Here is a 24477-nt window from a genome sequence, read left to right on the forward strand (position 1 = left end):
AATTAGCTGTTGTTACTTATTTTTTGTAACTTAGGATAAGATCTTTGATACTAAAATCCTCGTTTATGAACATGCTACAACGAATCGACCGTTGGGGAGAAGCACATCATCCTAAATGGATTGACCCGATCCGAATGGCTTTGGGTATATTCCTTTTCTGGAAAGGTGTAGTCTTTGTTCAAAACATTGACGTGCTGAAATCCCTGATAAATGAACAACCATTTCTAACGGTAGTATCTTTCTGGCTGGCTCATTACATTGTCTTTGCTCATTTGACTGGAGGTATTTTGATCACTATGGGACTACTTACACGGCCGGCAATACTGGCACAACTCCCTGTTTTAGTGGGTGCCATCATTTTCGTAAATAGCCCTACAGGGCTTTTTAATGTGCACGCAGAACTTGGCCTTTCTATCCTTGTGCTGTTATTGCTGCTCTTCTTCCTCATAGAAGGCAGCGGTCCCCTTTCCATCGATGAATACATGCGCCGCCATCCTGATAAGGCTGAGCCATAGGCGCCACTATCACACATTTGGCTTTACTGACATAGCGAATTGTACACGTCCCGTTGTTGAATGGAGGGGCAGTATGATTCGCTATCCTATTTTCAGGAAGATATCCCGATTTCAGATTTCCGATTTAAGATTTTAGCTTTGCTATTTGTATACGTGCAGATAATCTTTTATAAGATCAACCTGCATATTAGTAACTTCGACGAGCGAATGCAATTATGAAATATGAAATAGGAGATAGGATATTACTGGTACACTCTAAAGAAGAAGGTACCGTAGTAGATATCATCAACGACAAAATGGTAATGGTAGAAGTAGGCAACACCAGCTTCCCCGTATACCTCGATCAGATCGACTTCCCGTACTTCCACCGGTTTACACAGAAGAAGACCGCCCCACCGCCCCGCAAACTGCCGGGCGAAGAGATCCGCACCGAACAAAAGAAAAAACACGAAGTGTTCAGAACGGAAAAAGGCGTATCCCTCTCCATGCTGCCGGTATTTCAACACGATGGAATGGAAGAAGGCGTACAATTACTCAAATTCCATCTCGTTAATGAAACTTCCCTCGCCCTCCAGTTCCACTTCCAGCTGTGGATGAAAAATGGGATGGAACTCGAAATGAGGAACGAATTGCTGCCCTGGAATCACTTCTACCTGACGGATGTGGCCTTCGAAGCCCTCAACGACAATCCCCGCTTCGAATTCACCTTCTCCCTCAAAGAACCCAATCCAAAATTGGCCAGGAACTTCCATAAGACCTGGAAGATGAAACCCAAACAAATCTTCCAGCATGTCAACGAACTCAGGATCAGACGCGACGCCACCGTCAGCTATCCACTGTTCGATAAATATCCTGAATGGACACCGGAAGAAACCATCCAGCAAAAGATCGAACAGAAACCTGTAGGCAGTCAGTACACCATCATGGGCAAAACTATCACCCTGCAACCAGACTCCCCGGTAGAACCCAAAGAAGAACTGGACCTGCATATAGAAAACCTCATCAAAGATCACAGAGGGTTGAGCAATATCGCCATCCTTGCCATCCAGCTCAATGAATTCCAACACTACCTCGACCTGGCTATCTCGCATAAACTACCACGTATGGTTGTAATCCATGGTATCGGCAAAGGAAAACTCCGGGAAGAACTGCACGCAATACTTAAACAAACACCCGAAGTCAACTATTACGTGAATGAATACCATCCCAAATATGGGTATGGCGCTACAGAGATATTCTTTCATAGCTATAGATAACGACAGTAAAACCCGCATCATGCGGCGCTTTTTTATATCTTTACAGGCTAAACTACAAACCGTGCTATCGTTTTCCAGGATCAAACCTGGAGGAAGGAAAGTCCGGACAGCAAAGAGCAACACACCACCTAACGGGTGGGACCTGGTGCAAACCAGGTACAGACAGTGCCACAGAAAATAACCGCCGGGAGCTTGCTCCCGGTAAGGGTGAAAATGCAGGGTAAGAGCCTGCGTCCTGTGGTGGTAACATCATGAGAGGGTAAACCTTGTGTGCTGAAATGCCATGTATACGGTCGCTTGAGGGCTGCTCGTCCAAGACCGAGGGTAGGCAGATACAGGTAACGTGCGAACGTTATCGCAGATAAATGATAGCATCGCCCGCTTCGGCAGGCGAACAGAATCCGGCTTATAGGTTTGTAGTTTATTCTTTTCCTGTCCCTTTTTTTCTGCTCCGGCCATACAGAACCTGTTTGATATATCGAAGGAAGCCGTTAACTTTCCTGTAATTAACTACTATACATATGAATCAAAAAGATGAACGTACATGGGGAGCACTGGTACACCTGGGGGGCCTGATTGGGATGATATTCCTTTCATACGTAGGCAATGTGATCGGCGCACTGGTCATGTGGCTTATCAGACGAAACGATTCTTCCTTTATCGACAGCCAGGGAAAAGAAGCACTTAATTTCCAGATTACCTTAAGTTTCCTCAACGTCGCCATCGGTATCCTGTTTGGCCTCAGCAGCGGCCTGTGGTCATTAACACATTTTCTTAATGGAGATACCAACTGGTTTTTTCCAGGCTTTCACTTCTGGGGCTTGAGAAGTAGCGCACATGGGATCGTATGGGTGCTTAATGTCATCTTCTCTATCATCGCCGCTATTAAAGGCAGCAACGGTATACCATACCGTTACCCGATATGTCTGCGTATCGTTAAATAAAAAGGCTTGACAATACTAGGAAATGCCGCGTTACGATAAGATACGCGGCGTTTTTATTTACGACGGATATATTGGTAGATATCATCATTACCCCGACGGTCAGAACTCAAATAGGCTCCCTGCCCCTGACCATACCAAACGATCCCGAAATCATTACGCGCGCTGTTGATCGGTGCACCCAGATTCTCAGGTAGCTGCACAGGCCGCTGAGCCGCATCCAGTCGCACACGGAAAATATCCAATCCCCCCAGACCCGGCCACCGGTCCGAAGAAAAATAAAGCACACCCGTTTCATCGAAGTAAGGGAACATCTCATCACCACTCGTATTAATACCAGGACCAGCATTAACAGGCGCTGCCCATCCGCTGTCTGTACGCAGGCAATAGTACAGGTCTTTACCACCCGATCCACCGGGCATATCCGCTGTAAAAAACAAGACACTACCATCCGGATGAAGCGCCGGATGCCCGGTACTATAGTCATTACTGTTATACCGGAATTCTTCCTGCCCGACCCAGTTGCCATTGCGCGCCACCAGCCGGTACATCTTCAGCCGGTTGATATGCCCATCTCCCGCGCTTACCTGGTTATTACGCGTAATATACACGGTATCCTGGCCACGGTTAAAACAAACAGGTCCTTCATGATATTTCCTGTTCAGCTGTACATGAAACGGAAATACCATCTTCCTGGATAGCTGGTTGTCGACAGGCAGGAAATTAAGTTTGGGATTTACAGCCAACCGCCGGCTATCGTTACTGCTGGCGGTACTGTTATCAGCATTACGCCGGTCTTTGGCCGCATAGGAAAGTAAATGCTCCAAGGCAGGAGTACGCAACCTGGCATCGATCACGTGTGCCGTATCGTTTACCCGGTATAAAGTGAGAAAGTCCGCACCATTCCATGCAAACCGTTTGCTGGAAGTACCACTCTTGGGCCGGTCAGATACAAATACCAGCCCTCGTGCATAAAATACCGGGGAAAAATCTGAATAGCCACTATTGATATTCAGTAATACAGTTCGCGCCTGTAATGTATCCAGGTAAAGACTATCCATTCCTCTTTCATATAGCGCTGCAGTAGCCGTGATAAGCGGATCATGGCCATACCGGGTCAGCCAGTGCCGGTACTGCGCTGCTGCCTCTACGTAGCGGCTATGCATCGCAAGTAATTGGGCATACCGGAGCTCAGCATGGGCAGTCGTATCCAGCTGAATCAGGCGCCCATAACAATCCAGTGCAGGAGTATATTGTTGGGTCCTGTCATAACAATCTGCCAGTTTAGATAACGCATCGCTACGCAGCGAATCTTTTTGCAGCGCCTTCTCATAAAAAGGGATAGCAGCCACATATTGTAATGATTGATAAGCTCTATCCCCCTGTGACAATAAGTAACGCTGTTGCCCGCTTAGCAGGACCGGGACCAGCAGCCAAAGAAAGGTGATCCGGAACATATATTTCATTTGGATACAGTTTAAAAATAACGGGGAGATAATATCCGGCCTTTCTCCCATCCGAATTCATAACGCAACATAATCTCATGTGTGCCCTGGTTGAATTTGACCAGCTTGGATATCGTATGATCATAAGCATATCCGATACGCAGCTGGTGAGTGATCTGTACTTCCAGCAAGCCGGATACGGCATCCCCGGTACGATAAGAAGCACCTACAGACACCACATCCTTGATCCATAGGTTGGCATTCACATCCAGCTGAACTGGTGCACCTCTTACGGCCTTCACTAAAGTAGAAGGCTTCAGCTTGAATTCGTTACCAAGGTCAAATACATAACCGGCGATAAAGAAAAAGTGGAGGTACTTTTTGGCGATCACATCTGCCCTATATTGTACCTCATCCTTCCGCAGATAGCTCTTAACGAGATTAGGCACAGAAAACCCTACATAAAAACGGTCACTGTTATAATAGACCCCAGCGCCAAAACTTGGCAGGATAGTATTGATGTTTTGTGCAAAGGAGGGATCGTTAGGATCTATCAGGCCTACTTTTGTCAGGTTGGCTTTATAGTTGCTAAAACCGCCCTGCAAGCCAATAGCCAGTGAGCCCTTATCTTCAAATCTGATGCGGTAAGCGTAGGTAGCATATAAGCCGGTGGAATGTACAATACCCACCCGGTCGTCAAAAGCCTGTATACCCAGCCCCACTTTATTATTGCGTGTGGCCATATCAAATGATACCGTGGCGGTTTCCGGCGCCCCGTTTATACCCACCCATTGCCGGCGGTACATAGCAGTGGCACTCAATATCCCCCGGCTGCCGGCATAACCTGGATTGACACCCATCATATTGAACATGTATTGCGTATACATCGCATCCTGTTGCGCCTGTACCGCCTCCCCATACAAACAGACGATCACGATGATAAGGACGACTCTTTTCATGTTTAACGGATTATTGTGATATAGTTAACATACCGTTCCGTGCCGGTGCTGCCCGTGGCAGTCACGATATAATAGTAGGTACCGTCCGGTATATCTTCTTTGATATGGATGCCCGTGTTGCATTTACCATCCCACTCATTGCGGTAATTCACATTTTTGTATACCAGGTTGCCCCAGCGGTTGTATACTTCCAGTTGTATCTTGTCATTACCCGCATTGGCGATGATAAAGCGATCATTGATGCCATCGCCGTTAGGAGAGAAGCCTTCCGGAATACGTAACCTGGTCGGATTGAGCAGGAGAGGCGTTACAACTTGTTCATCCGGTACACCGTTTCCATCAGGATCCGCATTCAAACCATTGGTAGATAGATCCGTCAGCGTAGTACCCATACCCGCGGCAGCGCCTGTCAGCACAGCACTGTTATTAAAGGTGCCAAACTGTTTATTCGGAATGATCCGCACCGTCACCTGTATGGTATCGGCAGCGCCCGCATTCACACCGCTGCCCGCACTTAGCAGGTTGGTATTGTTGATACCGTTATACTGGTTATTGCCAACTAAGCCGCCGGTTGTCCGGATATCCCCGACTATCTGGAAGCTGGCCGGCGATGAGAATACTTTGGAAAGATCATCCGTCACCTGCACATTATTCAGGGCTACATTACCGAAGTTTTTCACGACAAAAGTGTAGGTAACCACATAATTGCCGCTGATTTCAGCTGTCGGTGCCGTCGCTGCTTTAGCTAGGCCGGCTATTGCCTTCGGCTGCAACACCAGCGGTGTCGGCAGGTTTTCACCGGGATCTTTGGGATCATTATTGCCACTTGGATCAGGATTGCTGCCATTCGTAGACACATCGGTGACGATCGTACCGGAGAGGCTACTTCCCTGAACGGTCACATTGTTATTAAATGGTCCAAAACTGCCGTTGGGAATTATGTCTACCACCAGGCTGATGGCACTGGTGACATTCAGCGCCAGTTCACTTGAAGACAATAAGAGGTTGATATCATTGCGGCCGTCAAACGTACCATTGGCCACCAGGCCACCGTCGGCTGTGATACTGACTACCCGGAATCCGGCAGGTGCAGGGAACACCCGGCTGAGATCATCGGTCGCTTCGATCTGCCTTAATGCTACATTGCCATAGTTGCGGATGCGTAACAGGTAAGTGACCCGATAGCTGCCATCCGGTTGCAGCACAGGTGTACTCACGCTTAAGGCAGCGCCTATCATTGGTTGCTCGCTCACACCTGTCACCTGTATATGTACGGTAGCACTGTCGCACAATCCACTGGCTCCGGGTGTACAGATGCGGTATACAAAGCTGTCAATACCCGTAAATGTACCAGTAGGCTCATACCGGAAGGTACCATCCGCATTCAGCTGTAGGCTACCCTGTTTCACATTATCTACCAACGCTACCTGTAGGCCATTTCCTTGCGGATCAATATCGTTGCTCAATACATTACCGCTGACAGGTACTTGCATCACAGTACGGAAACTATCGTTAACAGCTACCGGCGCAGTATTCACGGCAGTCACTACAAATACTATTGTCGCAGTATCACAAAGTGAAGGCACACCATTGTCACACACACGATAGAGGGCCTGGTCAATACCACTGAACGCAGCATTGGGGGTATAGATAAAGCTGCCATCAGCATTAAGAACAAGAGTACCATGGAGCGGCCCTGTTATAACATTAGTACTAAGAGCATTCCCTTCGGGATCAGTATCGTTAGTCAATACATTTCCAGATACCGGTATTGTCTGTCTGGTTTGGAAAGTATCTCTCACCGCTACCGGCGCATCATTGACAGCTGCGATATTGAATACCACCGTCGCGGTATCACAAAGTGACGGTGTACCGTTATCGCATACCTGGTAAGTCAGGCTGTCCGTACCATTGAAGTTCTCATTCGGCGTATAAGTGAAGCTGCCATTGGCATTCAACACCACCGTACCGTTCACCGGTGCAGTCACCAGCGATGCTACCAATGCATCCCCCTCCGGATCGCTGTCATTAGTGAGGACATTACCTGTGGCCGGCACATCTTCTGTCACCGCCACAGTATCCCTCACCGCTACCGGCGCATCATTTATAGCTGCGACATTGAATACCACTGTCGCGGTATCACAAAGTGACGGCGTACCATTATCGCATACCTGGTAAGTCAGGCTGTCCGTACCATTGAAGTTCGCATTCGGTATATAAGTGAAGCTGCCATTGGCATTCAACACCACCGTACCGTTCACCGGTGCAGTCACCAGCGATGCTACCAATGCATCCCCCTCCGGATCGCTGTCATTAGTGAGGACATTACCTGTGGCCGGCAGATCTTCTGTCACCGCCACAGTGTCCCTCACCGCTACCGGCGCATCATTTATAGCTGCGACATTAAATACCACCGTCGCGGTATCACAAAGTGACGGTGTACCGTTATCGCATACCTGGTAAGTCAGGCTGTCCGTACCATTGAAGTTCGCATTCGGCGTATAAGTGAAGCTGCCATTGGCATTCAACACCACCGTACCGTTCACCGGTGCAGTCACCAGCGATGCTACCAATGCATCCCCCTCCGGATCGCTGTCATTGGTGAGGACATTACCTGTAGCCGGCAGATCTTCTGTCACCGCCACAGTATCCCTCACCGCTACCGGCGCATCATTGACAGCTGAAACATTAAATACCACCGTCGCGGTATCACAAAGTGATGGTGTACCGTTATCGCATACCTGGTAAGTCAGGCTGTCCGTACCATTGAAGTTCGCATTCGGTATATAAGTGAAGCTGCCATTGGCATTCAACACCACCGTACCGTTCACCGGTGCAGTCACCAGCGATGCTACCAATGCATCCCCCTCCGGATCGCTGTCATTAGTGAGGACATTACCTGTGGCCGGCACATCTTCTATCACCGCCACAGTGTCCCTCACCGCTACCGGCGCATCATTGACAGCTGCGACATTAAATACCACTGTCGCGGTATCACAAAGTGACGGTGTACCGTTATCGCATACCTGGTAAGTCAGGCTGTCCGTACCATTGAAGTTCACATTCGGCGTATAAGTGAAGCTGCCATTGGCATTCAACACCACCGTACCGTTCACCGGTGCAGTCACCAGCGATGCTACCAATGCATCCCCCTCCGGATCGCTGTCATTAGTGAGGACATTACCTGTGGCCGGCAGATCTTCTGTCACCGCCACAGTGTCCCTCACCGCTACCGGCGCATCATTTATAGCTGCGACATTAAATACCACCGTCGCGGTATCACAAAGTGACGGTGTACCGTTATCGCATACCTGGTAAGTCAGGCTGTCCGTACCATTGAAGTTCGCATTCGGCGTATAAGTGAAGCTGCCATTGGCATTCAACACCACCGTACCGTTCACCGGTGCAGTCACCAGCGATGCTACCAATGCATCTCCCTCCGGATCGCTGTCATTGGTGAGGACATTACCTGTGGCCGGCACATCTTCTGTCACTGCCACAGTGTCCCTCACCGCTACCGGCGCATCATTTATAGCTGCGACATTAAATACCACTGTCGCGGTATCACAAAGTGACGGTGTACCGTTATCGCATACCTGGTAAGTCAGGCTGTCCGTACCATTGAAGTTCGCATTCGGTATATAAGTGAAGCTGCCATTGGCGTTCAACACCACCGTACCGTTCACCGGTGCAGTCACCAGCGATGCTACCAATGCATCTCCCTCCGGATCACTGTCATTGGTGAGGACATTACCTGTGGCCGGCAGATCTTCTGTCACCGCCACAGTATCCCTCACCGCTACCGGCGCATCATTGACAGCTGCGACATTAAATACCACTGTCGCGGTATCACAAAGTGACGGTGTACCGTTATCGCATACCTGGTAAGTCAGGCTGTCCGTACCATTGAAGTTCTCATTCGGCGTATAAGTGAGGCTGCCATTTGCATTCAACACCACCGTACCGTTCACCGGTGCAGTCACCAGCGATGCTACCAATGCATCTCCCTCCGGATCGCTGTCATTGGTGAGGACATTACCTGTGGCCGGCAGATCTTCTGTCACCGCCACAGTATCCCTCACCGCTACCGGCGCATCATTTATAGCTGCGACATTAAATACCACTGTCGCGGTATCACAAAGTGACGGTGTACCGTTATCGCATACCTGGTAAGTCAGGCTGTCCGTACCATTGAAGTTCTCATTCGGCGTATAAGTGAAGCTGCCATTGGCATTCAACACCACCGTGCCGTTCACCGGTGCAGTCACCAGCGATGCTACCAATGCATCCCCCTCCGGATCGCTGTCATTGGTGAGGACATTACCTGTGGCCGGCACATCTTCTGTCACTGCCACAGTATCCCTCACCGCTACCGGCGCATCATTGACAGCTGCGATATTGAATACCACCGTCGCGGTATCACAAAGTGACGGCGTACCATTATCGCATACCTGGTAAGTCAGGCTGTCCGTACCATTGAAGTTCTCATTCGGCGTATAAGTGAAGCTGCCATTGGCATTCAACACCACCGTACCGTTCACCGGTGCAGTCACCAGCGATGCTACCAATGCATCCCCCTCCGGATCGCTGTCATTGGTGAGGACATTACCTGTGGCCGGCAGATCTTCTGTCACCGCCACAGTATCTCTCACCGCTACCGGCGCATCATTGACAGCTGCGATATTGAATACCACCGTCGCGGTATCACAAAGTGATGGTGTACCGTTATCGCATACCTGGTAAGTCAGGCTGTCCGTACCATTGAAGTTCGCATTCGGTATATAAGTGAAGCTGCCATTGGCATTCAACACCACCGTACCGTTCACCGGTGCAGTCACCAGCGATGCTACCAATGCATCTCCCTCCGGATCGCTGTCATTGGTGAGGACATTACCTGTGGCCGGCACATCTTCTGTCACCGCCACAGTGTCCCTCACCGCTACCGGCGCATCATTTATAGCTGCGACATTAAATACCACTGTCGCGGTATCACAAAGTGACGGTGTACCGTTATCGCATACCTGGTAAGTCAGGCTGTCCGTACCATTGAAGTTCTCATTCGGCGTATAAGTGAAGCTGCCATTGGCATTCAACACCACCGTACCGTTCACCGGTGCAGCCACTAGCGATGTTACCAATGCATCTCCTTCCGGATCACTGTCATTGGTGAGGACATTACCTGTGGCCGGCACATCTTCTGTCACCGCCACAGTATCCCTCACCGCTACCGGCGCATCATTTATAGCTGCGACATTGAATACCACTGTCGCGGTATCACAAAGTGACGGCGTACCATTATCGCATACCTGGTAAGTCAGGCTGTCCGTACCATTGAAGTTCTCATTCGGTATATAAGTGAAGCTGCCATTGGCATTCAACACCACCGTACCGTTCACCGGTGCAGTCACCAGCGATGCTACCAATGCATCCCCCTCCGGATCGCTGTCATTAGTGAGGACATTACCTGTGGCCGGCAGATCTTCTGTCACCGCCACAGTGTCCCTCACCGCTACCGGCGCATCATTTATAGCTGCGACATTAAATACCACCGTCGCGGTATCACAAAGTGACGGTGTACCGTTATCGCATACCTGGTAAGTCAGGCTGTCCGTACCATTGAAGTTCGCATTCGGCGTATAAGTGAAGCTGCCATTGGCATTCAACACCACCGTACCGTTCACCGGTGCAGTCACCAGCGATGCTACCAATGCATCTCCCTCCGGATCGCTGTCATTGGTGAGGACATTACCTGTGGCCGGCACATCTTCTGTCACTGCCACAGTGTCCCTCACCGCTACCGGCGCATCATTTATAGCTGCGACATTAAATACCACTGTCGCGGTATCACAAAGTGACGGTGTACCGTTATCGCATACCTGGTAAGTCAGGCTGTCCGTACCATTGAAGTTCGCATTCGGTATATAAGTGAAGCTGCCATTTGCGTTCAACACCACCGTACCGTTCACCGGTGCAGTCACCAGCGATGCTACCAATGCATCCCCCTCCGGATCGCTGTCATTGGTGAGGACATTACCTGTGGCCGGCAGATCTTCTGTCACCGCCACAGTATCCCTCACCGCTACCGGCGCATCATTGACAGCTGAAACATTAAATACCACCGTCGCGGTATCACAAAGTGATGGTGTACCATTATCGCATACCTGGTAAGTCAGGCTGTCCGTACCTTTGAAGTTCGCATTCGGTATATAAGTGAAGCTGCCATTGGCATTCAACACCACCGTACCGTTCACCGGTGCAGTCACCAGCGATGCTACCAATGCATCCCCCTCCGGATCGCTGTCATTAGTGAGGACATTACCTGTGGCCGGCAGATCTTCTGTCACCGCCACAGTGTCCCTCACCGCTACCGGCGCATCATTTATAGCTGCGACATTAAATACCACCGTCGCGGTATCACAAAGTGACGGTGTACCGTTATCGCATACCTGGTAAGTCAGGCTGTCCGTACCATTGAAGTTCGCATTCGGCGTATAAGTGAAGCTGCCATTGGCATTCAACACCACCGTACCGTTCACCGGTGCAGTCACCAGCGATGCTACCAATGCATCTCCCTCCGGATCGCTGTCATTGGTGAGGACATTACCTGTGGCCGGCACATCTTCTGTCACTGCCACAGTGTCCCTCACCGCTACCGGCGCATCATTTATAGCTGCGACATTAAATACCACTGTCGCGGTATCACAAAGTGACGGTGTACCGTTATCGCATACCTGGTAAGTCAGGCTGTCCGTACCATTGAAGTTCGCATTCGGTATATAAGTGAAGCTGCCATTGGCGTTCAACACCACCGTACCGTTCACCGGTGCAGTCACCAGCGATGCTACCAATGCATCTCCCTCCGGATCACTGTCATTGGTGAGGACATTACCTGTGGCCGGCAGATCTTCTGTCACCGCCACAGTATCCCTCACCGCTACCGGCGCATCATTGACAGCTGCGACATTAAATACCACTGTCGCGGTATCACAAAGTGACGGTGTACCGTTATCGCATACCTGGTAAGTCAGGCTGTCCGTACCATTGAAGTTCTCATTCGGCGTATAAGTGAGGCTGCCATTTGCATTCAACACCACCGTACCGTTCACCGGTGCAGCCACCAGCGATGTTACCAATGCATCTCCTTCCGGATCACTGTCATTGGTGAGGACATTACCTGTGGCCGGCAGATCTTCTGTCACCGCCACAGTATCTCTCACCGCTACCGGCGCATCATTGACAGCTGCGATATTGAATACCACCGTCGCGGTATCACAAAGTGACGGCGTACCATTATCGCATACCTGGTAAGTCAGGCTGTCCGTACCATTGAAGTTCTCATTCGGCGTATAAGTGAGGCTGCCATTGGCATTCAACACCACCGTGCCGTTTACAGGAGCCTTCACAAGTGATGCGGTAAGCGCATTCCCCTCCGGATCGCTGTCATTGGTGAGGACATTACCTGTGGCCGGCAGATCTTCTGTCACCGCCACAGTATCCCTCACCGCTACCGGCGCATCATTGACAGCTGCGACATTGAACACCACCGTCGCGGTATCACAAAGTGATGGTGTACCGTTATCGCATACCTGGTAAGTCAGGCTGTCCGTACCATTGAAGTTCGCATTCGGTATATAAGTGAAGCTGCCATTTGCGTTCAACACCACCGTACCGTTCACCGGTGCAGTCACCAGCGATGCTACCAATGCATCCCCCTCCGGATCGCTGTCATTGGTGAGGACATTACCTGTGGCCGGCACATCTTCTGTCACCGCCACAGTATCCCTTACAGCGACAGGTGCATCATTCACTGCCGTAATTGTAAATGAAATGAACGCCGTATCACAGAGTGAGGGATTGCCGTCATCACATACGCGGTAGTACACACCATCTGTACCGCTGAAGTTAGGTGCTGGCTTGTAGATAAATGTACCATCCGGATTGAATATGATGCTTCCATTGCTGGTATTACCTATCAAACTGGCTGTCAATACACCACCCTCCTGATCACTATCATTACTTAAAACATTGTCACTAATAGATCCATCTTCAGGCAATGCGTAAGCATTATCCAATGCTACCGGTGCGTCATTGACAGGCGTCACGGTAATAGTAGCGATAGCCGTATCACATAGACCGCCCGGATCACAGATAATATAGTAGAAACTATCTATCCCATTGTAGTTGTTATCAGGAATATAGCTGAACGAATGATCGGGATATAAGGTTAGCTGACCATGGCGTGTAGCAGACAGCACACTGATGTTCAATATGTCACCATCTACATCGGTATCGTTTGTTAAAACACCAGGTGCTGCGATATTCAGGGTAATATCTTCCGGCGTTTGATAACTGTCAGGCAGGGCCACCGGTATATCATTGACCGGTTGAATGATAAACCTTATCCAGGCAGAATCACAGCTGCCGGAAGGATCACACACCTCGTACTGTACGCTGTCAATACCATTGAAGTCAGCATTGGGTTTGTACGTGAAGGTGCCGTCTATATTTTGAGTAAAGCTACCCTTAGCTGGCAACCCTAATGGCCTGCTATTTAAAATGTCCCGGTCAGGATCAACATCATTACCAAGAATAGCTACAACACTGAATGTAACAAAACTATCCTCCGCAAGTAAGAACCGATCATCCACTGCCATCGGCCGGTCGTTCACCGGTACTATATTCAGTAGTATACGTGCTGTGTCGCATAAGCCGCTGGGATCGCACACCACATATACGGCACTGTCACGGCCATTGTAATCCTTATCTGGCATATATGTAAAGCTACCATCTGGGTTCAACTGCAGTTGCCCGTGTAACGCGCCGTTTTGTAATGTTACCCGCAGCACATCTCCGTCTTTGTTAATGTCGTTCTCAAGCACGCCGGGTGCATTGACCTGCAGCAGGGTATCCTCATTAAGATTGTACATATCCGTCTCGGCAACAGGTGCATCATTTACTGCCTGGACCGTAATCGTTACAGTGCCCGGATCACATTGAACCACACCACTGGTATCACATACCTGATAGGTGAATAAGTCTGTACCGTTAAAGTCAGCGACAGGAGTGTAGATAAAACTACCATTGATGTTAACGACGACAGTGCCATGCCGCGGTCCTTGTACCAGTGTAGTAATTAGCGGGAATCCATCCGGGTCCGTATCGTTGCTCAGTAAGCCTGGAGCAACAACGTTTAACGCAATGTCCTCATCCGTAATATAGACATCATCACCAGCCACCGGCGGATCAGCTACTGGTAACACCTGGATGTATACCACAGCCGTATCACAGGCCCCCGACAGATCGCAGACACGATAGAGCACCGTATCAATTCCATAGTAGTCCTTATTAGGCACATAGCTGAATGCTCCTGACCTGTCTGCAGTGAAAACACCGTGTTTGGCTCTCGCAACCACGGTAGCTGCCAGCGGCTCGCCATCCACGTCGGTATCATTGGCCAATATACCTGGCTGGGCAATGGTCAGCGTCTCATCTTCCTGTGTGCTATAGATGTCGTTGGTAGCTGCTGGCGCATCATTCACCGCCACAATATTGATGATGACGATCCCGGTATCACAGGCGCCAAATGGATCACATACCTGGTATTGGATACTATCCAAACCGTTAAAGTTAGCAGACGGCTGATAAGTATAAGTACCGTCAGGATTAGCGACCAACGTACCTTTTGTAAAGCTGCCAATAGGACGCGCAGTAAGTACATCACCGTCCACATCTATATCATTGCTTGATATGATGACAGGAGCAAAGGTAACTACCGTATCCTCCGGTAAAGAGAAGTAATCATTGGTAGCTACCGGCGCATCGTTAACAGGCAATACCGTGATACGTACCTGAGCCGTATCACAGGCCCCGGCTACATCACAGGCCCGATAAGTAAAGGAGTCAATGCCATTGAAATTAGTGTTCGGGCGATAAATGAACGATCCGTCCGGCCTTAGCTGTAGCGACCCATTACTCGTAGTCACCAGGGTAGATACCAGCATCTCCCCGTCGGGATCATTGTCATTGATCAATACCCCGGCTGTAGCTGCCACATCTAGCGTGCCGTCTTCCGCTATTTCATATACATCCGGTAAAGCAGTAGGTGCATCATTTACAGCCAGAACATCTATCACCACAATGGCCGTATCGCAGGCTCCGGAAGGATCACACGCCTGGTAACGGATACTATCAAGCCCGTTGAAGTTCGGTGCCGGCAAGTAGGTATACGTACCATCAGGATTCGCAACCAGGCTACCATGGGCCAGATTACCGATAGGTCGTGCCGTCAACGCATCACCGTCAGCATCCGTATCATTCGCCAGTATAATAGTGGGAGAGAAGATCACCAACGTATCTTCCGTAAGGGTAAACCGGTCATCAATCGCTATCGGTGCATCGTTCACCGCTTTTATAATGATCGTCACCGTAGCAGGAGCACATGCGCCACTCAGATCACATGCCTGATAGACAAAACTATCTGTACCGTTAAAGTTCGGATTAGGACGATATACGAAAGATCCGTCTGTATGCAGGATCAATGAGCCATTGGAGGGCGCCACCAGCGTAGACACTAATACCTCGCCGTCTACATCATGATCATTGCTCAACACACCGTCTGCGACATTTACTGTCAAGGTATTATCTTCATCCACATCATAACTGTCATTCGTAGTGGTCGGTACGTCATTAACAGGATTGACAGTAATAGTCACTGTTGCCGTATCACATAAAGATGGTGTCCCGTTATCACATACCCGATAATAGAATATATCTGTACCGTTGAAATCCTTTGAAGGGGTATAGATAAAGGTCCCATCCAGATTTAATATAATATCCCCATGACCTGCAGTGCCGATAAGCACAGCCGTCAATGTATTGCCGTCAATATCACGATCGTTTAACACCAAATTACCATTCAGTGGCGTATCCTCGTCTACCGTAAATGTATCATCACCGGCCACCGGCGCATCATTGACCGGTGTTACCGTAATGGTGACAGTGCTGGTCGAGCAGGCAGCATTCGCATCGCAGGCATGGTAAGTAAACTGATCTACACCGTTAAAATCTGCATTGGGCCGGTATACAAAACTTCCATCAGATTGTAATACTAAAGTACCGTTGGACGGTCCTGTCACCACTGCAGCATCCAGCTGCGTATTCAAATCTACATCCGTATCATTGGCCAGCACACCGGGCGCTATCACCGCCAATACCTGATCTTCCGTAGTCGTGTAACTATCCGGGTTAGCCACCGGAGGATCATTTTCATCCCCAACATTGATAATGATATAAGCACTATCGCAGGCCCCGGATGGATCGCACACCCGGTATAACGCAGAGTCAAGTCCGTTGTAATCCTGGCCGGGTGTATAGGTGAATACACCACTCGCTAACAACACCAGCGTTCCATGAGCTGCCGGACGCAATAAAGTATAGGTAAGAATGTCTCCGTCAGGATCGTCATCATTATCAGCCGCATTAGCCGATACAGGGGTATCCTCATCTGTATTCACCAGGTCATTGCGCGCCTGTACTGTGTCGTTCACCGGCCTGACAAGCAGGTATGCAGTATCAGTGACACAAGCACCAGTAGGGTCACAGGCTTCATAGACAAAGAAGTCACTACCGTTGAAATTGGCCGCCGGCGTATATATGAACCCTCCATTTGCCTGGAGTGTCACACTGCCGTGTCTCGGAGCGCTTACCAGTGCCGCCGTAAGCACATCTCCGTCCGGATCACCATCATTAACCAATACACCGTTCACCGAAGACACATTCAGCGAAATGTCTTCCGTAACCGTATAGTTGTCGGCAACAGTTACCGGCTGGTCATTGACAGGTGTCACCGTAATTAGCACCATACTGGTAGCACAGGCATTATTATTGTCACAGACACGATAACCAAACGTATCCACACCGTTGTAGTTTTGTGTCGGCGTATAGGAAAAACTGCCGTCAGCATTGAAAGTCAACACTCCGTGTGCCGGATTTACCGTAATGGCGCTTACTGTCATAGGATCTCCGTCAGGGTCCATGTCATTGAACAATATACCGGGAGCCATAATACTTAACGGCGTATCCTCCGCCGTGGTATAGTAATCCTCCGCAGGTCTAGGAGCATCATTATCCGCTGTAATGGTAAGCCGTACTATAGCCGTATCACAAGCAGCGGGAATATTATTGTCGCATACAGTGTATGCAAAGGAATCCACACCGTTATAATCTGGCGCCGGCGTATATACAAAACCACCGGCTGCATTAAAGATCAGCGTACCGTGTACCGGCTGCAGCATGATACCGCTCACCCGCAACGGATCGCCATCCACGTCAGTATCATTGACAAGGAGGCCCGGCGCAGCAATACTCAGCGGCGTATCTTCCGTTACCGTATAACTGTCAGATACCCCTACAGGTGCATCATTCACCGCGTTCACCTGGATAGTGACCGTACCGGTGTCACATAAAGATGGCGTGCCGTCATCACAAACCCGGTAACTGAACGTCACCGTACCATTATAATTACTCGCAGGCGTATATATAAAGGAACCGTCCGTATTCAATACCAGCGTACCCGAACCGGGAGGAACGACAACACTGGCGGTCAGGGTATTACCTTCCTTATCCAGGTCATTGAAGAGCACTCCATTGGCTGGCACACGTAGTACATTGTCTTCGTTGATGGTATAATTGTCATCCACCGCCAATGGCGCATCATTCACCGCATTGATGGTTAGCGTCACCGTCGCAGTATCGCAGGCGCCGCTGCCGTCACAGGAAAGGTAAGTGAAACGGTCAATCCCATTGTAATCAGGCCCAGGAGTATAGCTGAAACTGCCATCACCGTTGAGGATAAGTTGGCCATTCACTGGCGGTGTAAGTACGCTCGATTGTAACACATCCCCGTCCGGGTCCGTATCATTAGACAACACGCCCGGCGCAGCAATAGTCATTGGCGTATCTTCCATACCCGTATAGGTATCAGCAGCAGCTGTGGGTATATCATTTACCGCCTGCACCGTCAACCGCACGATATTAGTATCGCAGGCGCCGGATGGATCACATACCTTATAAATAAAGCTGTCCACCCCATTATAGTTCGGCGACGGAACATAAGAGAAACTACCGTCAGCATTCAGTTGCAGCGTACCGTGAACAGTTCCTCTTACCAATGCGGCAGTCAATGCATCTCCGTCAGGATCACTGTCATTGAATAATACGCCCGGCGCAGCCACAACTAAAGGCACATCTTCCGTTGCCGTATAGCTGGTATTACCGGCTATAGGTGCATCATTTACTGCAGCTACCAGGATGGTTACCGTTGCCGTATCACAACCTCCGCTGCCATCACATACGATATACGTATAAGTATCATTACCGTTGAATTGCGCTCTTGGCGTATAGGTGAAACTACCGTCACTGTTCAGCTGAATACTACCATTGGCAGGAGCCGTGAGCACCCTGGCAGTCAGCAGATCCCCGTCTATATCCTGGTCATTCACCAACACGCCGGGACCAGCTATCGTCAATGGCGTATCTTCTGTCGCATTATAAATATCATCTGCGGCCTCCGGTCTGTCATTTACCGCCGCAATAGTAAGAGTTACCGTAGCCGTATCACATAATGCCGGCGTACCATCATCACACACTTGGAACTGGAAGGTTACTACACCGTTGAAGTTAGGTACCGGTGTATAAACAAAACTACCGTCCGCATTAACGTTTACCGTACCACTACCAGGTACGCCCAATAATGACGCCGTTAGTATACCGCCTTCCAGGTCACTGCTGGCACTTAATAATCCAGGAGCATCGATAGTCAGTACTGCATCTTCTACACCATGGAAGCTGATATTACCTGCCACCGGTGCATCGTTGACCGGTGTAATATTGATCACCACCACCGCCGTATCACAGGCTCCCGATGGATCACATACCACATAAGTGAAACGGTCACCGCCGTTGTAATCTGGATTAGGCACATAACTGAAACCTCCGTTGGCGTTAAGGGTGAGTAATCCGTTGCTGGTATTCTCCAACACACTCACGGTAAGCGGGTCTCCTTCGGGGTCAATGTCATTACCCAATACACCAGGTGCACCGATCGCAAGTGGCGTATCTTCCGCAGTCGTATAACTGTCATTACCTGCCTGTACTGTATCGTTTACAGGACGGATGGTGATCGTTACCATACCGGTATCACACAAAGAGGGATTGCCATTGTCGCAAACCTGGTAAGTAAACCGGTCTATACCGTTATAATTGAGCAAGGGTGTATAGACGAACCGGCCGTCCGTTCCCAAGGTAAGTGTACCATTCGCCGGTGCTGCTACTATCACCACAGAAAGTGCATTACCGTCAATATCCGTATCGTTGAACAGCACACCGGGCGTTGTAATACTTAACGGTACATCTTCGTCAGTACTATAGCTGTCATCTGTTGCTACCGGTGCGTCATTTATATTATTCACCGTAATGGTAACAAGGGCGGTATCGCAGGCGCCGCTACCATCACAGGCCTGGTAGCTGAACGTTACTATCCCGTTGAAATTAGGTGCCGGCGAATAACGGAAACTACCATCTGCATTTAATGTAAGATTGCCGGAAGATGGCCCTTGAAGCAGGTTAGCTGTCAGGGGGTCATTGTCAACATCCGTGTCATTAGCCAATACACCGGATGCCGCAATCAGTAATATCGCGTCTTCATCCACACTGAAATTGTCGTCAGCCGCTACCGGCGGATCATTTTCGTTACCCACCACCAACGTAACAGTAGCCGTATCACAGGCGCCAGAAGCGTCACAGACACGATAAGAGAAACTGGCATTGCCGTTGAAATCCTTTGACGGCGTGTAAGTAAACGATCCGTTGCCATTCAGCACTAATACCCCCGTACTCACAGGAGTGACGATAGTAGCAGTCAGTTGATCGCCGTCTACATCCGTATCATTGTCTAGCACACCTGGCGCCGGAATGATAATGACCTGGTCCTCCTCCAGGTTGATCTGGTCGTCAGCAGCTACCGGCGCATCGTTTACCGCGCTGATAGTAATGCTGACAGCAGCCGTATTCGAAGTAATTCCAAGATCATCATTCACCGTATAAGTAAAACCGTCATTGCCGTAATAATCAGCGCGGGGCGTATATACGACTACACCTGCAGGGCCGATACTGAGGGTGCCATTGGCCGGCTGCTTAATGATGCGCACACTGCCCATATTAAGACTGCCATCATTATCCGTGTCGTTATCCAATATATTAATGGTCACTGGTACATCCTCATCCGTTGCTGCCTGGTCATCGCCAGCTACTGGCGCCGCATTGATGCGTATCTGTACATCATCGGCAGAAGGACCGCAAGGTAGGTTGGAAATAGTCCAACGGAATACATAGATACCGGGTGCCAGTCCGTTTACCGCCGTGCCAGGGTTGGCCGTATTGAGGATGTTGGCCTGCCCCGGACCAGATACCTGAGACCAGGTACCGATTCCTACAACAGGCGTATTGGCATTTAAGGTCACATCACTGCCGTTAAGCGGCCCCTGGTCACTACCTGCATTGGCAACAGTTGGAGTAGGCACCACCGTGATCTGAACAATATTACTTTGATTACTACAAGGATTACCGGTAGCCAACACATCCGCAGCAGGATCATGGTGAAGAACCTGCTTTTGTGGTGGTGGGATACTTTCAGATGGCTCCGTCGTTACCGTCCGCCTGTATTGTGTAGTTTGCGTCAGTGCGAATGGAGGTGTATAGTCAGGCTCCGTATTGACACCGTCCGCAGGTACAAAACCGGCACCTTCCGTATTGCTCTCCCATAAATAACTATAAGCGCCACTGCCGCCGGATACGATGCCGCCGGTGATAGTAAGGGGCAAAGTACCGGTACAGATAGTCTGATCACTCGATATCGTATTGTTGTCAACAGCTGGATATATCGTCACCGGTACCACATTGCTGTTGATACTGATACAAGCACCGGAGCTCACGATCCGCCGGAAATAAGTAGTCCTCGACAAAGGTGGTGCATCGTAACTGGCACCATTGGCGCCTGTAATGTTGCTGAAACCGCTGGAAGTACTGCTAACAGAACTCTGCCATTGATAAGTATAAGTACCGTTACCACCCGTAGGCGAATTGAGCGGCGTAAAGGGCGCCGGATCCCCGCTGATACAGAAGTATTGCAGCGTACCAATACTGCCGGCCGTCAGCGCCGGAAGAACAGTAACAGTAAGTACATTGCTGATCGCATCCGTACACAATCCCGAACGGGTGATACGCCGGTAATAAGAGGTCTGTGTCTGAACAGGGGCATCATAAGTGACGGTAGTAATACCAGGTAAGTCCGTAAAACCGCTGGTAGCACTGCTCACAGATCGCTGCCATTGATAAGTATAGCTACCATTGCCACCCGTAGGCGCAGCCATCTGCGTAAAGGCAACCGGATCACCTGAAACGCAGAAAGACTGACCGGCGCCAATACTGCCGGCCGTCAATGCAGGAGATATATTGACCACTACCACATTACTGATATTACCGGCTGTACAGCTACCAGACCTGGCGATACGCCGATAATACGTAGTAACAGATACCGGTACCGGATCATAAGAAATATTGCTGGCACCAGAGAGATTCGACCAGCTCGTATTATCAATACTGCTCTGCCATTGGTAAGTATAAGTACCATTACCTCCCATCGGTAGACTACCGGCAATAACATCGGCATCTCCCGTCGCACAAAAACTTGTCACCGCCGGAGGTGTGATCGTATTGCTGCCGATATCAGCCTGTATCGTAATGGAAACGACATTACTGTTCACCGGAGTATTACAGCTGCCAGAGGTCACCAACCGACGATAATAGGTAGTCACAGATTGTACCGGCGGATCGTAACTGCCGCTGGTAGCCCCCGTAATATTGCTGAAATTAATATTGTCAGTAGACAATTGCCACTGATAGGTGTAGGTGCCGCTACCGCCGATGGGCGTAGCGCCACTGATAACAGCCGGATCTCCCGACCCGCAGAAGGTACTGGTAGCCGGTGTTGTGATCGTATTGCCGGCCACCGCAGACTGTACCGTGATCTGTACATCGCTGGTACTTGGATTACAGTCCCCGTTACTGATAGACCACCTGAATACATATACGCCCGACGCCAAGCCAGTGACCGTAGTGCCTGCTGAACTAACATTGGTAATAATGGGATTACCAGGACCGCTTATCTTGCTCCACACTCCTATACCTACAACAGGCACATTACCAGTAAGCGATACCGCCGAAGCCGCACATAACACCTGTGCGGCACCTGCATTTGCTACAGTAGGGGGCTGCGATACCAACGCAACATCCGTTTGGATATTATTACAGCCAATCCCGGATGGCGCTGCATCACATTCCGATTGAGGGTCAGTAGGTAGCCCTCCGTCAGGGTTCGTAGCATCCGGATCCGTAACATCCGCTGGACGGATTACCGCAGATTGTACAGCTATAGACCCGCCTGCAGGAAAAGTACTGAGCGTACCGGTGATCGTAAATGTAAGCACCGCCGCATTGTTCATATTCAAAGTTGCCTTATACTGGTTACCACTGACACTACCGCCATTTACACTGGCGGTACCAGTGGTTACTGCACTGCTGACCGTTACATTCGTCAGATCCGATGGAAAGGTGAACTGATAACCGGCGCCAGATACATTGCTGGGGCCATTATTACGCACCACGGTAGTATAAGTCACCGTTTGCCCCTGACAGGGAATAGCCGGCGTTTTGCCAAGGCTCACCACCTCCAGGTCAGCTTCCCGCAATGTAATAGTTAACCCCACAGTAGCAGGAATACTCTGTACATACGCCCAGGTATCAAGACCATTCTCATTACCGAAATCCGTTCCGCTATAAGCCGTAGATCCCCACTTATGCCCGTTGATAGCACTGGAAATACCAACATTGCTCGTCTTGATTGGATTGGAAGTTGTCCCGGTGGCAATTAGTCCGCTATCATCCCAGTATACGATATTATTTCCCGCACCCGAGCCGTTGGAGCGGGTGATAATGATACCATTAGGGTTATTTTCCACGTCTATAAACGGAAAGTGAACTTCTCCGCTCAACAAATAAACGCGGATATTATACGATATGACACCTACCGATACCTTCACTCCTAATCCGTCATTACCATCCCAATAAGCCTTGTTTGCACCGGCGACAGCTGTACCGGTGATACGACGGTCTACCGCATCCGTATATACGCCGTTATTGTTGATGTCAAGGTCAATGGCATAGTTGCTCGCAGCACTTGCCGTAAAATTAATATTGCCCCCGGCAGGATGGGTACCTGCAGTATTAATAGATCCTTCTACGCCTGTAAATGTTATATTGGAAGCCGTCAGGGTAGGAGGGGGCGTCAGCAGCCAAGTAGTACTGCCTCCCGGAGTTGGTGCGCTGGCAGGTAGATCCGCCGCCGGAGCATTGAAAAATATCTTATGGGTGATGTCAGACTCCGTATCCGCCGTACGGGGGTCCTTTAACCGCAGCACTGATAGGTCATCCACACTTTTGTAAGTGGGATTACCATTAGTATCCCGAAACCCCTTGTTGTTCACCAGGAAAGAAAAGCCAAAACCAGCTTGTCCGTTATTATTGACAGTATAGATATAACCATCCCTGGTCAAAACATTGAAGATCGCATTAAATGTAGCACTTGTAGATCCCAGGTTGGCATTGTATATATTACTGTATACACGCCCTTTGATAAAAGAGGTATTGGCAGTATTACGTATACTCACATCAAAAGCAGCGATGAAACTGCTGCTCGTAGGCTGTGCCCAGTTACCTGTCGAAAGTATCGCCGTCGGATTGGTGATATTGCTGGCATTAGGAGGTACAAAATCAATCTCCCAGATACCCGCCTGGCCCGCTGCTACCGTCACCGTTGCTGCCGTATACCCCCCATCCAGTAAAGAAACAGATGGCCCTATCAATTCCTGTGAACGTGATAGGATACGCCCCACCAGTACATTGGAGCCTGTCGTATAGCTGGCGCCGTTAGGTGCCCTGAGATTAATAGTGCCGTTGCCAATACCTTGCGCACTGGACCCCAGGTAAATAGTTTCTCCCACATTCACATATACCTTGACCGTACCCAGCGTAGGAAAAGGATTAGTAGTAGTCACACCGGTGCTCGCATTGAGATAAGGCCGGTAGCCCCCACTCTGATTGAGTTCCTTGCTACCTTCTCCATATACCTGCATCGCGCATTGGAGAAATAAGAGCATAAAAATGCCGGACAGGCGGAACCTCCTGACAAACGAAGAATAGTAGCATTGCTGCATTCGGTAACTTTTACCAGTTATGTTTAAATACCC

Annotated in this window: 6 protein-coding genes and 1 other RNA gene; 4 read left to right on the plus strand and 3 right to left on the minus strand. The window is 49.7% G+C overall.

Annotated features, from left to right (window positions below; genetic code table 11):
- The first annotated feature begins 65 nt into the window (after positions 1-65).
- The 4 genes from KTO58_RS08400 (at position 66) to KTO58_RS08415 (ending at position 2715) form a co-directional block, all read left to right on the plus strand.
- Positions 66-515, plus strand: a complete 450-nt coding sequence (locus KTO58_RS08400; protein WP_095839809.1) for a DoxX family protein — start codon at positions 66-68, stop codon at positions 513-515.
- A gap of 215 nt (positions 516-730) precedes the next feature.
- Complete coding sequence (locus KTO58_RS08405; RefSeq protein WP_095839808.1) at positions 731-1771, plus strand: Smr/MutS family protein; 1041 nt, start codon at positions 731-733, stop codon at positions 1769-1771.
- 51 nt (positions 1772-1822) lie between these two features.
- An RNA gene (gene rnpB, locus KTO58_RS08410) (RNase P RNA component class A) lies at positions 1823-2196 on the plus strand.
- A gap of 96 nt (positions 2197-2292) precedes the next feature.
- A complete protein-coding gene (locus tag KTO58_RS08415) occupies positions 2293-2715 on the plus strand; it encodes a DUF4870 domain-containing protein (RefSeq protein WP_095839807.1) in 423 nt (140 codons plus the stop codon).
- A gap of 53 nt (positions 2716-2768) precedes the next feature.
- Here the strand turns inward: KTO58_RS08415 and KTO58_RS08420 are convergent, their stop codons facing one another.
- Genes KTO58_RS08420 through KTO58_RS08430 form a run of 3 tightly spaced genes read right to left on the minus strand, consistent with a single transcriptional unit; the run spans position 2769 to position 24444 of the window.
- Positions 2769-4178: a tetratricopeptide repeat protein gene (locus tag KTO58_RS08420; RefSeq protein ID WP_095839806.1), complete on the minus strand. Its 1410-nt coding sequence runs from the start codon at positions 4176-4178 to the stop codon at positions 2769-2771.
- Between the two features lie 11 nt (positions 4179-4189).
- Complete coding sequence (locus tag KTO58_RS08425) at positions 4190-5116, minus strand: PorP/SprF family type IX secretion system membrane protein (RefSeq protein WP_095839805.1); 927 nt, start codon at positions 5114-5116, stop codon at positions 4190-4192.
- 2 nt (positions 5117-5118) lie between these two features.
- The gene (locus tag KTO58_RS08430; protein WP_225860140.1) at positions 5119-24444 is read right to left on the minus strand and encodes an Ig-like domain-containing protein; all 19326 of its coding nucleotides are present in this window, start codon (positions 24442-24444) and stop codon (positions 5119-5121) included.
- Positions 24445-24477: the final 33 nt, after the last annotated feature.

Source organism: Chitinophaga pendula, from assembly GCF_020386615.1.
In the GTDB taxonomy this organism is placed as follows: Bacteria; Bacteroidota; Bacteroidia; order Chitinophagales; family Chitinophagaceae; genus Chitinophaga; species Chitinophaga pendula.

Excerpts from the sequence above, each read along its gene's own strand:
- KTO58_RS08400 (WP_095839809.1), top strand. The coding sequence starts at position 66 with ATGAACATGCTACAACGAATCGACCGTTGGGGAGAAGCACATCATCCT.
- KTO58_RS08405 (WP_095839808.1), top strand. The coding sequence starts at position 731 with ATGAAATATGAAATAGGAGATAGGATATTACTGGTACACTCTAAAGAA.
- KTO58_RS08415 (WP_095839807.1), top strand. The coding sequence starts at position 2,293 with ATGAATCAAAAAGATGAACGTACATGGGGAGCACTGGTACACCTGGGG.
- KTO58_RS08420 (WP_095839806.1), bottom strand. The coding sequence starts at position 4,178 with ATGAAATATATGTTCCGGATCACCTTTCTTTGGCTGCTGGTCCCGGTC.
- KTO58_RS08425 (WP_095839805.1), bottom strand. The coding sequence starts at position 5,116 with ATGAAAAGAGTCGTCCTTATCATCGTGATCGTCTGTTTGTATGGGGAG.
- KTO58_RS08430 (WP_225860140.1), bottom strand. The coding sequence starts at position 24,444 with ATGCAGCAATGCTACTATTCTTCGTTTGTCAGGAGGTTCCGCCTGTCC.